The following is a 16573-nucleotide window of genomic DNA, read 5'->3' as shown; positions in this document are numbered from 1 at the left end:
CCTAAACGATATGACTATTTTAATTCAAATTTCAATTCAGCTGTTGGACGAACCAAGTCACGTTCATGAAGGGTTTCAGCAATCTGAACTGAGTTCCAAGCAGCACCTTTGAGCAGGTTATCAGAAACAACCCACATGTGGATTCCTTTTTCTGCATCCAAGTCTTTACGGATACGACCAACAAAGGTATCACGAGAACCCACTGCATTGATGGCTTGCGGATAGATTTGATGAGCCACATCATCTTCAAGAACAGCACCTGGGAAGGCTGCGATAGCTGCTTTCACTTCTTCGATTGGAGCCACTTCTTTTGTTTCGATGTAAACAGACTCAGAGTGAGCTGATAAGACTGGAATACGCACACATGTTGCAGATACTGCAATGCTATCATCTTCCATGATTTTCTTAGTTTCCTTAGTCATCTTCATCTCTTCGTAAGTGTAATCATTGTCAGTGAAGACATCAATTTGTGGAAGAGCATTGAAGGCGATAGGATAGTGTTTCTTGTCACCACCTGAAGGCAAGATTTCCGCATGCAAATCACGTGGGGTTACACCATCATTCAAGACTTCACGAAGTTCACGTTGTGTCTCAAGAATTGCTCCCATACCAGCACCTGAAACTGCTTGGTAAGTTGAAACAATGATACGGTCCAAGCCCCATTTTTGGCGAACTGGCTCGAGAGCTACCATCATTTGGATTGTTGAACAGTTAGGGCAGGCAATGATTCCGTTGTGAGCATCAAGTGCATGAGCATTGACCTCTGGAACAACCAAAGGAACATCTGGATTTTGACGGAAGTAAGATGTATTATCTACTACTACCGCTCCAGCTTTCACTGCGTATGGTGCATACTTAGCTGATGTAGAACCACCTGCTGAAAAGAGTGCAATATCAACTCCTTCAAAAGCTGTTTCAGTCGTCTCTTCAATCGTAATATCTTGATCTTTAAATTTCAAAGTCTTGCCTGCTGAACGTGCAGAAGCAAGTAAACGAATTTTATCGATTGGAAGTGTTGATTCTTCCAACATTTTTATCATCTGAGCTCCGACAGCACCTGTCGCGCCGACTACAGCAACTGTATATCCCATAAATAACCTCTTTCGGAATTTTCTAAAAATTTCTATAATAGATGTATTATACTACTTTTTCCATGAATTGCAAAGCTTTTTCATCATTTTTTGGAAAATAAAAATCCCCAGTCGCTAGACTAGGGACTAAGAGGCATCTTCATGTGATGAGCAGGTTCACACAACTCATCAAGGTCCGCTCCTGCGTTATGACCTCCTTATGCTCAATAGTAGTCCGAAGACTACCTATCGACTCATCGCGTCTATTATATTACTAGAAATAAGTGGTTTTGTCAATAAGAAATTTTTGCAGGATGACTTTTATTATGTAAAAGTCAGAATTTTTTCTCGCGAGCATAAGAAAAAAACTCTTGTGTTCAAGAGTTTCCCTGTAAATATCATGCTAATTGCCGGGATTGAACCGGCGACCTCATCCTTACCATGGATGCGCTCTGCCAACTGAGCTAAATCAGCTTACTTAAAAAGTATACTATAGTTAGAAAATCTTGTCAAGTTTCCTTAGATATTTTCCATAAGAAAAAGCCAGGTAATAGCTACCTAGCTTTTCTGGTTCTATTTAGTTAAATCGATTCGACGACCAATTTTACCAATAATAATCGCTCCAATAATCAATGAGGCAAATTCACCAATCCCTGTTGTAAACCAAGTAAGGAAAAATGGTAATTGCGCTACGATATTCAACTCGGCAGCGATAGTAAACATAGAAATTGAAAAGAGGATTGAGAAGAAGAAATGATCTTTTCGAATCAAACCGTTAAAAAGATAATCCTTGCTGTATTTTGCAAAAAGCCAAACACCTAGACTGAGGAATACTAAGGTTGATCCACCACCAACAAAGACATCTAGCGGTCCGAAGCTAAAGAAATTAGCAATCATACAACCGATAGTAACTCCGATGATGTACTTAGGATTGTAAAAAGCCATAAAGTTCATCATTTCTGAAATACGAAACTGATAAGCACCATAGCTGATGGCATTTAGGGGTGGTGTGACAGTTAAAACGACATAGATAGCAGCAACGATTGCAATATCTGCTACATCACGAATGGTTAATTTTTTCATCTTTTCTCCTTTGGCGGTTTCCCGCGTATAATATGCTTGGTGAAAGAAGCTAAGCACCAAGGGTTGCTTGAATCAACCTTACTAGTATAGCACAATAGCCTGCTTTATGCTATACTAAAAGCATGAAAAAACGCATTCAAAGTCTCTTCGTGAATGAGCTCTTAGCCTATCTTTTTTTTGGTATAGCTACTACTCTTGTCTCCATTCTATCTAGATTAGTCATTTATCAACTAACTCATAGAGAACTCCTTGCTACTGGACTAGCAAATAGTATCGGTATCCTGTTTGCATTTATTACAAATGATACAATCGTATTTAAACAAGATAGGCAGAATTGGCCAAACCGTTTAGTGAAATTTACTCTGGCACGTCTTTCTACTTTTCTTTTAGACTTGTTTTTAACTTTTCTCTTTGTAACTCAGTTTCCTAATATTATCGGGCAATTTGTAAATTATAATATTAATAAGGTTAATAGTGTTGAAACAGTTATTGCACAATTCTCAATAATTATCCTCAATTACATTTTTAGTAAGGTATTTATTTTTAAAAAATAAGAAAAATTTTAAACATATAGCTTGCAAGAATTTCTTAATTAATATATAATTAAGTGTAAAAATTTTTTGAAAGGAAATTATGAAAATGTTAAAAGATCTTAAAGCATTCTTGCTTCGTGGTAATGTTGTTGACCTTGCTGTCGGTGTGATCATTGCCACTGCTTTTGGTGCAATCGTTACATCACTTGTTAACGATATCATCACTCCACTTATTTTGAATCCAGCCTTGGAAGCTGCGAAAGTACAAAACATTGCTGAGCTTGCTTGGAATGGTGTTACATATGGTAAATTCTTGAGCGCTGTTATCAACTTCCTAGTTATCGGTACTGTTCTCTTCTTTGTAATCAAAGGTATTGAAAAAGCTCAAAGTCTTACTAAGAAAGAAGCTGCTGAGGAAGCTCCAGCTGGTCCAACTGAGTTGGAAGTACTTCAAGAAATCAAAGCCCTTCTTGAGAAAAAATAATCAATTAAAAGGATCTAGCACAAAGCTAAATCCTTTTTTCTTTACTCTTTTGGTAACTTACCTGCTTTTTCAAGCATTTTCTTAATAAGATAAGGCATCTTAACATTTTCCCGACCTTTTTTCTCAATCAGTTTTTTCACAAATTCCGGCATTTGTAAATCTTGAGATTCGGCCAAAATGTTTTTCGTCTCATCTGAAGGAACTAACTCATCAAAGGTTTCTTCTTCTGGGAGAAATTCCTTAAACTCTTGATGTTCATTAGCTCTGACTGTATTAACCAAGGCATCAATCAAACGAGAATCTGTATTTGGCATTGGTGGACGATGATAGTTCACCCCAAATTCCTGACACAAGTCATAACATTCCACATCGTTGTCAAACAAGACTTCAATATGCTCGCTGATGAAGCTGATAGGAACAAAAATATAATGGTCTGGATGTTCTTTCTGCTCTCTAAGATACTCCAAGACATCAGGCTTAATCCATGGAATACCGATATCACTTTCACTTTGCCAAGTATTAGTATATTGCTCAGAACTCAAACCTAGTTTTTCAGCGACTAGCTTGCTATTTTCGAAAATTTGGTCGATATAGGGGTCACCAAAATCCAAGGCAAAAATGGGCACACTATGGGCTGAAAAGATGACTTTAAAGCTATCCTGCTTTACTTCTTCTTTTAAAATCTTAGCAATTTCATCTGCCCAATAGTTTAAGAGCGCTCCTTCTTGATACCAGTCCTTAATGACCAAAAATTGAATTTGCTTGCTTTCTAAAAATTTCTCATAACCCATGACAGAGTAAAAAGAATAATGAGGCTCCAAAATCAAGCAAATACACTGTTCAATGCCGTCTGCTTCCATCTGACCAATCACATCTGGAATAAAGGGTCTAGAAAACTTATTAGCAAAATAAACACTGTATTCATTACCCAGCCTGCCTTCTACCAAGGCAACCTCTTCTCGAGTAATTTTTTGCAGAGGCGTCCCTCCAATTAGTACATAATTATCATAGAGAGTTTGAATCTCGTGGTCTTGAGGTCTCACTCCACGACGAATATTTGTGAAAAAATCAGCCACACCTTCAAAGGTAATCTCTTCTGGCGAACCGAAAGTCATCATTAAAATTGCTTTTTTCATAATCGCTTCCTTGTGATATTTTTATCAAGTTTATTTTATCATTTATCCATTAATAAGTAAACGCAAACCTAGAGAATTTCCCTAACTTCTGTCTTTTGTTTTTCTCTTCTTTCTATGATACAATGGAAAAAATGAATTCAAAAGGAGTTTTTTATGACTTATCCAAATCTCTTGGACCGCTTCTTAACCTACGTTAAGGTCAACACGCGCTCTGATGAACACTCTACTACTACTCCAAGTACGCAGAGTCAGGTTGACTTCGCAACAAATGTTCTAATTCCTGAAATGAAACGTGTTGGACTGCAAAATGTTTACTATCTACCGAATGGTTTTGCAATTGGAACCTTACCAGCCAATGATCCATCTTTAACACGTAAGATTGGCTTTATATCTCACATGGATACTGCTGATTTTAATGCCGAAGGAGTCAATCCCCAGGTAATTGAAAACTACGATGGTGGTATGATTGAACTAGGAAATTCTGGTTTCAAACTCGATCCAGCTGACTTTAAGAGTCTTGAAAAATATCCAGGACAAACACTCATCACAACAGATGGAACAACCTTGCTAGGAGCTGATGACAAGTCAGGCATTGCTGAAATTATGACAGCTATTGAATATCTGACTGCTCACCCTGAAATCAAGCACTGTGAGATTCGTGTTGGCTTTGGTCCAGATGAAGAAATTGGTGTTGGTGCCAATAAATTTGATGCAGAAGATTTCGATGTAGATTTTGCCTATACTGTAGATGGCGGACCTCTCGGAGAACTTCAGTACGAGACCTTTTCAGCAGCTGGGGCTGAATTGCATTTCCAAGGACGCAATGTCCACCCTGGTACTGCCAAAGGGCAAATGGTCAACGCCCTTCAGTTAGCAATTGATTTTCATAATCAACTTCCAGAGAATGACCGACCTGAGTTAACAGAAGGTTACCAAGGCTTCTACCACCTAATGGATGTGACAGGTAGTGTCGAAGAGGCGCGTGCAAGCTACATCATTCGTGATTTTGAAAAAGATACCTTTGAAGCGCGTAAAGCAGCGATGCAGTCTATCGCTGATAAGATGAATCAAGAACTTGGTAGCGACCGTGTCACCCTAAACTTGACAGACCAGTACTACAATATGAAAGAAGTCATTGAAAAAGATATGACTCCAATTACCATTGCCAAAGCCGTTATGGAAGATTTGGGGATTACTCCTATAATCGAACCAATCCGTGGAGGGACAGACGGCTCTAAGATTTCCTTTATGGGAATCCCAACTCCTAATATCTTTGCGGGTGGAGAAAATATGCATGGACGTTTTGAATACGTCAGCCTTCAGACCATGGAACGTGCAGTTGATACCATTATTGGTATCGTAGCTTATAAAGGCTAAAAAGACGAGGTAGCTCAGCTACTTCGCCTTTCTTTTTATTCTGCTGGTTTTTCTTGATTTCCAGTACTTGTTGTAGATTCTGTTGTTTCCTTTTCTGAAGATGATTCAGCAGGTTTAGAATCTGTTGTGTTGCTTGGTTTGTTTTCGTCCCTTGCAGTTTCACTGTTAGATTCTGCAGCCACTGATGTTTCAGTTTCGGAGCTTGTGTTCTCACCATTTGACTCGGCATTTGTCGTTGGAGTTGCTTCTTCACTTGAGCTTGATTTTGACTTGATTTCTTGATTCAAGACTAGAATAGCTTTTGTCAATTCAAGTAAAGCAGCTTTATCTTTACTCTTAGCAGAAAGTTGATCTAGTAAAGCATCTACCTTATCAAAGTCCGCATCAGAACCCTTGTTGTTTTCTAAATAAGAGTGAAGCGACATGAGAATATCGTAGAGTTTTTGATAGAGTACTAGTGTCTGAGGGTCTTGCTCAGCATTTTCCTTTTCTTGTTGAAGGGCGCTAGCGATACGAGTCAAGACATCTTTTACCTGACTGTTTACTTCATCCAAGTCCGCATCAGCCTTGTTTGTGGCAGCTTTGAGATTTTCTACTTCTTCTGCCAAGGATTGTCTGATTCCTTCTTCTTGGATTTGTTCTAAGAGTTGATTTGCCTTGCTCAAGAGGCTTTCTACTTCTTCCTTGCTAACATGATTGACATGTTCTTCAGGCATAAAGTCTCCGTACAATTCTTTCAAGAAGCCATAAATAGCTGTCTTGGCAGTTTGGTTATCAACTTTTTCAGTATCTAGAACTGTCTGAGTCGATTTAGCAGTAGTTGGTTGAGCTTTCAAAGCTTCTTCCACTTCTTGTTTTGCCTGATAGATGCTTGGGAATAGTCTGTTCAATTCTGCTGCCTTAAGGAAAGATTGAGATTGATACAAGGTCCAAGTCAACTGAGCTACTTTGTTCCGAAGTTCATCATTTAAACGACCGTCATTTACGTGTTCGTAGAAATACTTGATGTATTCCACTGTTGTAACACCTGTTCGGTCATTAAAGTCTTGAAGAGCTTGAAGTTGTGATTCAACCGCTGCTAAAGTAGCCTCATCTTTAGCCAATTTAGCTTCTTGGAGTCGAACCAGAAGGTCTTTCTTAGGAAGTCCATAAGAATCTGTATCTAGTGTATTGATTTTATCAATCAAGGCTTGATATTTCTTGTCTAATGGACTTGTTTCAACTGGTTTGACACTTTCATCAATATGGATATATTGCTTATCAAAGAGATCAAGGGTTGCAAGATAACCTGCTGTAGAGTTAGTTGCCAGTTTCTTCATGTTTTCAGTAAATTGACCCAAAGCCAACTCAATCTGTCTTTGTTCGATAGGCTTGTCTTTGTAGATACTTCTGCTATCAGCTAGAAGTTGATCTACTTTTGCCAAAACTGCCTTTTCATCAAAAGCTCCAGGTTGGTAGTTAGATTGAAGAGCTGGAATTTTATTTTTCAAAGCCACTTCATAGCCCTTAGTTTGAACCTTGATGTAGTGATTGTGGTCGCCATGAGGAATCACAAAACTACCATTTTCTACCTGTAAGCTATACGGAGACACACCATCTCGCAAAGCAGTGGTATAGAGTTCATTTAGGAAATCAAGTTCTGGATTGCCAGTTTGGAGTGGAAGTCGCACATGTTCCTTACGAACAGCATATGGGTGGATATGAGTTGGATCGTAGGCTTGGTCTGGATTTCCAAAAACAAAGAAGCCGTTTGAAATTCTAATCGCTTCAAGTGGAACTCCGTATGTTTTAGAAATATAAGCAATCTTTTCTTCATCGCTAGCATCTCTTGAGAAAGACTCTACCGTTTTAGCAAGAGGTTTTACAGGCTCTGCATCATGATGTGTTTTCAAATGGTCTTGTGCAGCCTTAATTTGCTCTGCTGTCAAATCCTTCTTGAAGAAGTAATGATTGTGGTCACCATGACTCATGACAAAGCCTTGATCATCTTCACTTATGACACGATCGGCATCAAAACCGTGATCATGGTCTTCATCATGATGGTGTCCATGATTATCTTCATCGTGATCGTCATCATGAGCTGGATTTGGAGTTGCTGGCGTTTTACTTTTCAGATGATCCTGTGCAGCCTTAATTTGCTCCGCTGTCAAGTCCTTCTTGAAGAAATAATGATTATGGTCACCGTGTGACATGACAAAACCTTGCTCATCCTCACTGATGACACGATTGGCATCAAAACCATGATTATGGTCTTCATCATGTTTGTGGCCATGATTATCGTTATCGTGTTCATCATCATGGGCTGGACTTGGTGTTGCTGGACTTGCACCTTTCAAGTGTTCTTGCGCTGCCTTAATTTGCTCCGCTGTCAAGTCCTTCTTGAAGAAGTAATGATTATGGTCACCGTGTGAGATGACAAAGCCTTGATTATCCTCACTTATGACTCTATCTGCATCAAAACCATGATTATGCTCCTCATCACTATGGTTCCCATGATTATCTTTATCCTGTTCATCATCATGTGCTGGACTTGGTGTTACTGGCGTCTTACCTTTCAAATGATCTTGGGCGGCCTTAATTTGCTCTGCTGTCAAATCTTTCTTAAAGAAGTAATGATTATGATCGCCGTGTGACATGACAAAGCCTTGCTCATCCTCACTGATGACACGATTAGCATCAAAACCGTGATCATGGTCTTCATCATGATGAGCGTCATGTCCATGTTCTTCATGCTTATGTGCCTGACTTCCATGATCACCGTCTTTCTCATGATGATGGTTTTGCTGAGTAGGTTTTTCTGCTGGTTTGCTTGGATTCTCCAATGGTGTTGGTTTCACACTGTCACTAGTTAGAGGAATCATTCTCGCAATCTTTTCTTCTAATGCAGAAAGCTTTGTATAGGGAATGAAATGATAGTGATTTCCATGAGGAATCGCTACACCACTCGGTGTCCTGCTTAAAATCTTAGCAGGATCAAAAGTCAAACCATCCGATTCAGCATATCGTTGAGTACTTGGAAGAGCATAGAGCTGCTGTAATAGACTTTGAAGACTCTCGGCTTTATTACTTGGTATTTCAGCCTGTTGAATAGGCTTGGTAGCTTGACCAGTCCCATTTGTACTTGGACGATAGTCAGTCACACTAGGCTGATTTCTAGTTCCAGAGAGGTAAGCTTGTGCTGCAGCCAATTCACTAGCAGACAAGGAACTCTTTGGAATGTAGTGGTAATGTCCTCCGTGAGGGACGATATAAGCATCACCAGTATCCTCTATAATATCAGATGCATTAAAGATGTAGCCATCATCAGTAGTATAGCGACCTTGAGATTGAGCAAGCGCCACTGCACTATTAGATGTTGGTGCATCGTGAGTATGACCTTGTTTTTGGCGTTCAATTTCGTCCTTCGAACGAACGTTATCCGCATGTGCCACATCCTTAAGGTAAACATAATATTTACCATCCACCTTGATAATGTAACCACCTTTGACTTCGTTGACAATATCAGCGTCTTTCAATTGATAATTGGCATCTTTCATCAGAAGTTCTTCACTGAAAATCGCATCAAAAGGAACTTTCCCATTATAATAATGGAAATGGTCACCGTGTGAAGTCACATAACCTTGATCAGTGATTTTCACAACAATCTGTTCAGCCTGGATATCTTCTTTTTTGCTGACTTGCTCTGGTGTTTGTGTCTCTGTTTTTGGAGTGTCTTGTTTTCCATCGACATAAGATACACGATTCGTATCTTTATTCTCTCCTGTCTGATGTTGATTCAATGCATAAATACAAAGACTTAAAGAAAGGACGACAGCTGCACCAGCAGCAAGTTTCTTCTTATTTATTTTCATAATCTCCTCATTTCAATTCTTCTGCTAAAATACTCATATTGTCTTCTAGGTTTTCTAGGTAAGTCTTGTCATTTTGTGGGTCTGCCTCTAAAGGATTCAGAGTTTTAAGACCTACACCTGTTGATTTGACAAGAGTTTCAGCTACTTTCGAAGAAGCATTACTTTCTGTAAAAATCGTTTTAACCTTATAGGTTTTAACAAATTCCTGAATTTCTGTTAGTTGTCTTGGACTTGGTTCTTGTTCTGGAGAGATACCAGCGATTCCAAGTTGATTGAGTCCAAACCTCTTCGCTAGATAAGAAAAGGCTGTATGCTGGGTTACAAATGTTTTCTGACTCGCTTTTTCAAATTTAGGCTGGAATTTCTTAGTCAATTCTTGAGCTTTTTTGATAAAGGCTTGCGCATTTTTTTGATAAGTTTCTTTATGTTCACTATCCACCTCTGAAAGTTTATCAGCGATAATCTGAGCTTCTTCGCCAGCTTTTTCAGGATCTAGCCAAGTGTGAGGATCGTAAAGCGTTTTTTCATCAACTCCATCACCTGCTTCCACGTCTTCTAGACCAGGAACACGGTCCAATGTCATTCCTTCTGAAGCCTCTAAAACCTTAACTTTGGATTTTTTTAGATTGGGATCTAAACTTCCTGCCCAAGATTCGAGCGTATGCGAATGGTAAACAAAGACATCTGCATCATAGATGGCTGCAATATCATTTGCCGAAGGTTCGAAGGAGTGAATTCCGCTACTTGACTGAATCATTCGAACATCATTCAAGTCACCAGATACTTCCTTGACCATGGCATAGATGGGATAAAAACTGGTCACAATTTTCATCCCTTTACCTGACTGGCTTTCCTTTTGGCCACAAGCAGCTAATACCAGAGCCAATACACTGCTCATCAATACTAAAATCGTCCTCTTTTTCACCATAACTCCTTAACTAGTGTTTAACCATTTAATTAACTAGTAAATAGTTTATCTTTATTTAGAAAATATGTCAAGAATTTTTACACAATTTCATAAAAAAGAGAACAGAATCCATATTCTGCTCCCTTTTTATCTTCTATAATAGTTGTATAGTTACTTACTCTCCTTTAACAAGACTAATAGCTTTTCAGCTTCTGCCATAATAGTATTGTTGTCCTGAGAACCAAATAACAGGTTATTTTTTAATCCTGTGAGAGTTTCGTTGGCATTGGACTTAAGAATTGGATCCTTAATCTTTTTAAGTAACTCTTCCGCCTCTCTCAGTTTTTCTTCAACCTTTTCAGTTTCAACCTGATGTTCCTCTGGTTCCGATGGTGATTCTTCTTCTGATTCCTCTGGTTCTTTTGGTTTTGGAGATTCTGCTTTCTCATTTTTCGGTTTTTCTTCGCGAGGTTTTTCCTCCTCAATTTTTTCTGTCTGAGGTTTCTCCTCTGTTGGTTTCTCTGTTTGATTGTTGTTAGCAGCTTGACTATTGTGGTTTCTTTGAACATGGTCGCTCGCATTGCCCCAACCACTATCTGAATGCGGACGTTCGTTTGGATGTTCGACATAATACTTCACAGTTTCAAATAGCTCTTCTAAACTATACCCCTTAGGTGCCTCATAAAGTCCTTCGTCAAACCACTCAAATTTGATGTTATGGTAATGGTCATAATGAGGTATAATCAAACTTCCATTTTTAACTTCCACAGTATGTTGGAGATTGTAAGGCATACGGTCAAGTGGTACCTTCTTAACTGCTTTTACTCGATTGTAAATCGCTTCTGCTCCCTTAGCCTCAGTATTTCCTGAACTTTGATGATTTGTTGAAGGAGGTGTCAAACCTTTCTCTTTAGCATAAGCTTGACCTGCTACTCTTTCAGCTTCAGACAAACTTTCTTTCTTAATCCAATGACTGTGGCTCATATGCGGAGTTACATAGGCATCCCCCTCATCACTAGTGATATCACGGGGGTCAAAGATATAGCCATCTTCTGTTGTATACTTGCCTGCCAACTTGGCTACTTGAATCTCATCATCTGTGTAAGCTATTTGTGCATTTGGTTTTCCTAAACGTTCTGGATGACGAATCGGCGCTAGAAAAGCAAGGATATCATCAACTAACTTGACTTTATCACTTGACTCTTCGTTGAGACGTTCCATTAGTCTATCCAAAGCGTCAAAATCAGCTTGGCGCCCTTTATTGGAAATCAAATCTTGATGAACTGTTGCTAGTAAATCATAAACTTTGTTGTAAAATTTTTGATCACCAGATGCAAGATTGATTTTCTTAGCTCCTAACTTATGAGACAAACTTTCTTGTTTAGCAAGTTTATCATCAATGGCTGCAACAGTTTCTGCTGAAAGTTCCTTGGCAGAGATATAACGCGAAGTTCCATTCTCTTCAAAGACATAACCATCAACCACCTTTCGAATCGCCTGTTTTACCAATTTTCCATCAATTGGATTGCTTGGAGCTGGTTGAGGATTTGGTACAGGTTGTGGACTTGGTATTGGGGTAGGCTCTGGAGCAGGGATTGGAGTCGGAATTGGTTTTAATTCTTTACCACCTGCAGTAGTATGATTTCCTTGATAATTTTCAGAAATCATTCTTGCAATCTTCTGCTCTAAGTCAGACATTTGAGAATAAGGGATAAAGTGATAATGGTCTCCGTGTGGCACTGCGACACCATTCGTAGTTTTTCTTGTAATCTGCGCTGGATCAAAGACAAGTCCATCTGATTCCACATGTCGTTGGCTAAGAGGCAAGGCATAAAGCTGTTTCAAGAGACTGGATACGTCTTCACTTGGACTTGCTTGATAACTATTATCCACTTGTGGGCTAACACTTGGAGCCCATCTTCTAGCATTTGTCTCAACATTTCTTTGATTCGTTTGTCCATATGAACTACTATTCGATGTCTCTGATGAGCTACTGCTAGAAGAATTCGTTGACGGACGATACCCAACTGAGCTTGGTTGATTAGTCTTTCCAGATAGGAAGGCTCGAGCTGCAGCTAATTCACTGGCAGACAAGTCACTCTTAGGAATATAGTGGAAATGATTGCCATGAGGAACGATATAGGCATCACCTGTGTCCTCAATGATATCAGAGGCATTAAAGATATAACCATCATCCGTTGTATAACGACCCTCAGCTCTGGCAGCGACTACCGCTTTATCGCTAGAACCACCTCCGTGATTACTACCGTGTTCCTGCTTCTGACGAGTGATTTCTTCTTTTGAGCGAACATTATCAGCATGTGCTGCATCTTTCAGGTAAACATAGTATTTCCCGTCTACCTTAATCACATAACCACCCTTAATTTCATTGACAATATCTGAATCCTTCAACTGATAATTTGGATCTTTCATCAGAAGTTCTTCGCTGATGATGGCGTCATAAGGAACCTTGCCATTATAATAATGATAATGGTCTCCATGAGAAGTCACATAACCTTGATCCGTAATCTTGATAACGATTTGCTCGGCATTTATACCTTCTTTTTTACTGACTTCATCAGGTGTCAAATTTTCTGCCTTTTGGCTTGGTTTGTTGCCATCAATGTATGAAACACGGTTATTTTCTTTCACAGTTTGGGCTTGATGCAAACCTAGTTCATAAGCGCAGACACTTAAAACAAGTGCAGCTGCTGACCCAGCTAGATATTTTTTATTTATTTTCATAATCTCCTCATTTCAATTCTTCTGCTAAAATACTCATATTGTCTTCTAGGTTTTCTAGATAAGTCTTGTCATTTTGTGGGTCTGCCTCTAAAGGATTTAGAGTTTTTAGACCCACACCTGTTGATTTAACAAGAGTTTCAGCTACTTTTGAAGAAGCGTTACTTTCTGTAAAAATCGTTTTAACCTTATAGGTTTTAACAAATTCCTGAATTTCTGTTAGTTGTCGTGGACTTGGTTCTTGTTCAGGAGAGATACCTGCGATTCCAAGTTGATTGAGTCCAAATCGCTTCGCTAGATAAGAAAAGGCTGTATGTTGGGTTACAAATGTTTTCTGACTCGCTTTTTCAAATTTAGGTTGGAATTTCTTAGTCAATTCTTGAGCTTTTTTGATAAAGTCTTGCGCATTTTTTTGATAAGTTTCTTTATGTTCACTATCCACCTCTGAAAGTTTATCAGCGATAATTTGAGCTTCTTCTCCAGCTTTTTCAGGATCTAGCCATGTGTGAGGGTCATAGAGCGTTTTTTCATCAACTCCATCACCTGCTTCCACATCTTCTAGACCAGGGACACGATCCAATGTCATTCCTTCTGAAGCCTCTAAAACTTTAACTTTGGATTTTTTTAGATTGGGATCCAGACTTCCTGCCCAAGATTCAAGTGTATGTGAATGGTAGACAAATACATCTGCATCATAGATGGCTGCGATATCATTTGCTGAAGGTTCAAAGGAGTGAATTCCGCTACTTGACTGAATCATTCGAACATCATTCAAGTCACCAGATACTTCCTTGACCATGGCATAGATAGGATAAAAACTAGTCACAATTTTCATCCCTTTACCTGACTGGCTCTCCTTCTGCCCACAAGCAGCTAAACACAAAAGAAAGACACTTAACAACACTAAAAACAAATTTTGTTTCTTCATAAAAACTCCTTAACTAGTTATTTAACTAGTTAATATTCTACTCCAATTTTTTTTATTGTCAAGCATTTTATGAACTAGTTAATAGATTTTATACTATAAAAACTCCTTGCAACTAAGTTGCAAGGAGTTTTCGATTAATCAAAGTTAACGTATTCTTTCTGAAGTTCAAGAACTTCTTCCATTGTTGAACACTCTGTAAGGGCACGGTTAGCGTACTCTTCCATCTTAGCAGTGTCCAATTTCTTCATCAAACTACGTGTACGAAGTACAGATGTTGCTGACATAGAGAACTCATCCAAGCCCATTCCAACAAGAAGTGGAACAGCTTTTTGGTCACCAGCCATCTCACCACACATACCAGCCCATTTACCTTCAGCGTGAGCTGCCTTGATAACGTTGTTGATCAAGCGAAGGATTGATGGGTTATATGGTTGGTAAAGGTATGAAACTTGCTCGTTCATACGGTCTGCTGCCATTGAGTATTGGATCAAGTCGTTTGTTCCAATTGACATGAAGTCTACTTCTTTTGCAAATTGGTCTGCAAGCATTGCTGCTGCAGGGATTTCAATCATGATACCAACTTGGATGTCATCCGCAACTGCAACTCCTTCAGAAAGAAGGTTTGCTTTTTCTTCTTCATAAACTGCTTTGGCTGCACGGAATTCTTTCAAAAGGGCAACCATTGGGAACATGATACGCAATTGACCATGAACAGAAGCACGAAGAAGGGCACGGATCTGTGTACGGAACATTGCATCTCCAGTTTCAGAAATAGAGATACGAAGGGCACGGAATCCAAGGAATGGGTTCATTTCATGTGGCATATCGAAGTAAGGAAGTTCCTTATCTCCACCGATATCCATTGTACGAACAACCACAGGTTTACCATTCATTCCCTCAAGAACAGCCTTGTATGCTTCATACTGCTCATCTTCAGTTGGGAAGTCTTGAGAATCCATGTACAAGAACTCTGTACGGTAAAGTCCAACAGCTTCTGCACCGTTGTTGTTAACACCTTCAACGTCTTTTGGAGTACCGATGTTAGCAGCCAACTCGAAGTGTTTACCGTCAGCAGTCACTGTTTGGGCATCTTTCAAAAGTGCCCATTCAGCTTTTTGTTTAGCATAAGCTTCACCAGCTGCTTTAAATTCTGCCGCTTGTTCATCTGTTGGGTTGATAATCACTTCACCAGTAATTCCGTTAACGGCAAGGATATCACCGTCTTTCACCACTTCAGTGATGTTATTTGTTCCCAATACAGCTGCAATTTCAAGTGTACGTGCCATGATAGCTGAGTGGCTTGTACGTCCACCGATGTTTGTTACAAAAGCTTTTACAAAGTTTTTGTCCAATTGAGCTGTATCAGATGGTGTCAAGTCATGCGCAATCACAATTACTTCTTCATTGATAGAAGCTGGGTTTGGCAATTTTTTACCAAGAAGGTTAGCCAACACACGTTTTGTCACGTCGCGGATATCCGCTGCACGTTCTTGCATGTATGGATTGTCTTCCATTCCTTCAAAGATAGTGATGAACATGTCAGTCACTTCTTTAAGACCTGCTTCAGCATTGACTTTCTTAGCGCGAATTGTTTCTTTAATCTGACCAATCAATTCTGGGTCAGCAAGAACCATCAAATGAGCGTCAAAAACTTGAGCTGCTTCTTCACCTAGCGTACCTACAGCTTTCTCACGGATAAGAGAAAGCTCGTTTTGAGAAGCTTCAAGAGCTACATCCAAACGAGCCTCTTCTGCGTTTGTATCTTCGACTGAAACAGTCTCGAATGACAAATCCGGTTGAACGAGTAGATATGCTTTTGCAACTGCAACACCATCAGATGCTGCGATTCCTTTAAGCATTTCTGTCATTTTCCTTATGCCAATCCTTCTTTTTCCATTGTTTCTGAGATTGCAGCGATAGCGTCATCTGCATCTGCACCTTCAGCTGAGATAGTTACATCAGCACCTTGGCCAACACCAAGACTCATAACACCCATGATTGATTTAAGGTTAACTGATTTACCTTTGTACTCAAGAGTGATATCTGAAGCAAATTTGCTAGCAGTTTGTACCAACAATGTTGCTGGACGTGCGTGAATACCTGTTTCTGCCACTACGTGGAAATCTTTAGAAGCCATAGTTTGACTCTCCTTTTGTTCTTTCTTTTTTGAGTTATATGTGATAACCCTTACAATTTGGTATTATATCATCTTCTAGGATTTTTTTCAAGCATTTTATGGGATTTATTCGATTTCCTTTCAGATAACTTGCTGAAAATCTTCTATTTTAGATAACAAAACACAGGATATAGTTTTCCAAAAAACTACTTGTAGGATTATCATCACTATTTCACAAAACAAACACTACATATTGTGCTTTGTGAGCTCGAGCAGAAAAATAGACCACTATATTTAGTTTCAAATCATTGACAAAAATTTATTTTCTGATATACTAGGAAAGTAA

12 protein-coding genes, 1 tRNA gene and 1 riboswitch are annotated in these 16573 nt (G+C 39.1%); of the genes, 3 read left to right on the top strand and 10 right to left on the bottom strand.

Annotated elements, in window-relative coordinates:
* Nucleotides 1-14: 14 nt before the first annotated feature.
* The 3 genes from PAN06_RS00365 to PAN06_RS00355 form a co-directional block, all read right to left on the bottom strand.
* Nucleotides 15-1091, bottom strand: coding sequence for an aspartate-semialdehyde dehydrogenase (locus PAN06_RS00365; RefSeq protein WP_070842326.1), 1077 nt, complete (start codon nt 1089-1091; stop codon nt 15-17).
* Nucleotides 1092-1471: 380 nt separating this feature from the next.
* A tRNA-Thr gene (locus PAN06_RS00360) sits at nt 1472-1544 on the bottom strand.
* A gap of 99 nt (nt 1545-1643) precedes the next feature.
* On the bottom strand, nt 1644-2153 hold the full coding sequence (locus PAN06_RS00355; RefSeq protein WP_070842325.1) for a QueT transporter family protein: 510 nt from the start codon (nt 2151-2153) through the stop codon (nt 1644-1646).
* Nucleotides 2151-2247, bottom strand: a riboswitch (PreQ1 riboswitch). Its footprint overlaps the gene before it by 3 nt.
* Nucleotides 2248-2275: 28 nt before the next feature.
* Here PAN06_RS00355 and PAN06_RS00350 point away from each other — a divergent pair.
* On the top strand, nt 2276-2707 hold the full coding sequence (locus tag PAN06_RS00350) for a GtrA family protein (protein ID WP_045597103.1): 432 nt from the start codon (nt 2276-2278) through the stop codon (nt 2705-2707).
* An 85-nt stretch (nt 2708-2792) separates the two neighbouring features.
* Complete coding sequence (gene mscL / locus PAN06_RS00345) at nt 2793-3170, top strand: large conductance mechanosensitive channel protein MscL (protein WP_033687014.1); 378 nt, start codon at nt 2793-2795, stop codon at nt 3168-3170.
* 41 nt (nt 3171-3211) lie between these two features.
* Here the strand turns inward: mscL and hemH are convergent, their stop codons facing one another.
* Nucleotides 3212-4306 carry a ferrochelatase gene (gene hemH / locus PAN06_RS00340; RefSeq protein ID WP_070842324.1) on the bottom strand — a complete coding sequence of 365 codons (1095 nt, stop codon included), beginning with the start codon at nt 4304-4306 and terminating at the stop codon, nt 3212-3214.
* A 153-nt stretch (nt 4307-4459) separates the two neighbouring features.
* On the opposite strand from hemH, the gene pepT reads away from it, so the two are divergent.
* Nucleotides 4460-5683: a peptidase T gene (gene pepT, locus PAN06_RS00335; RefSeq protein WP_070842323.1), complete on the top strand. Its 1224-nt coding sequence runs from the start codon at nt 4460-4462 to the stop codon at nt 5681-5683.
* 35 nt (nt 5684-5718) lie between these two features.
* On the opposite strand, the gene PAN06_RS00330 is transcribed toward pepT, so the two are convergent.
* From PAN06_RS00330 to PAN06_RS00305, 6 genes are all read right to left on the bottom strand, one after another.
* On the bottom strand, nt 5719-9534 hold the full coding sequence (locus PAN06_RS00330) for a pneumococcal-type histidine triad protein (RefSeq protein WP_269795272.1): 3816 nt from the start codon (nt 9532-9534) through the stop codon (nt 5719-5721).
* A gap of 7 nt (nt 9535-9541) precedes the next feature.
* Entirely contained in the window at nt 9542-10459 is a 918-nt protein-coding gene (gene adcAII, locus PAN06_RS00325; RefSeq protein ID WP_004262447.1) for a zinc-binding lipoprotein AdcAII, read from the bottom strand.
* A gap of 153 nt (nt 10460-10612) precedes the next feature.
* Complete coding sequence (locus tag PAN06_RS00320; RefSeq protein WP_269795271.1) at nt 10613-13186, bottom strand: pneumococcal-type histidine triad protein; 2574 nt, start codon at nt 13184-13186, stop codon at nt 10613-10615.
* Nucleotides 13187-13193: 7 nt separating this feature from the next.
* Nucleotides 13194-14111 (bottom strand): zinc-binding lipoprotein AdcAII, encoded by a 918-nt coding sequence (gene adcAII / locus PAN06_RS00315; RefSeq protein WP_269795270.1) that lies wholly within the window; start codon nt 14109-14111, stop codon nt 13194-13196.
* A gap of 134 nt (nt 14112-14245) precedes the next feature.
* The gene (gene ptsP, locus PAN06_RS00310) at nt 14246-15979 is read right to left on the bottom strand and encodes a phosphoenolpyruvate--protein phosphotransferase (RefSeq protein ID WP_042751092.1); all 1734 of its coding nucleotides are present in this window, start codon (nt 15977-15979) and stop codon (nt 14246-14248) included.
* Between the two features lie 5 nt (nt 15980-15984).
* Nucleotides 15985-16248 (bottom strand): phosphocarrier protein HPr, encoded by a 264-nt coding sequence (locus PAN06_RS00305; protein ID WP_000146947.1) that lies wholly within the window; start codon nt 16246-16248, stop codon nt 15985-15987.
* Nucleotides 16249-16573: the final 325 nt, after the last annotated feature.

The sequence above is a fragment of the Streptococcus sp. SM3 genome, assembly GCF_027497875.1.
This window is presented reverse-complemented; position numbering and strand designations above follow the sequence as displayed.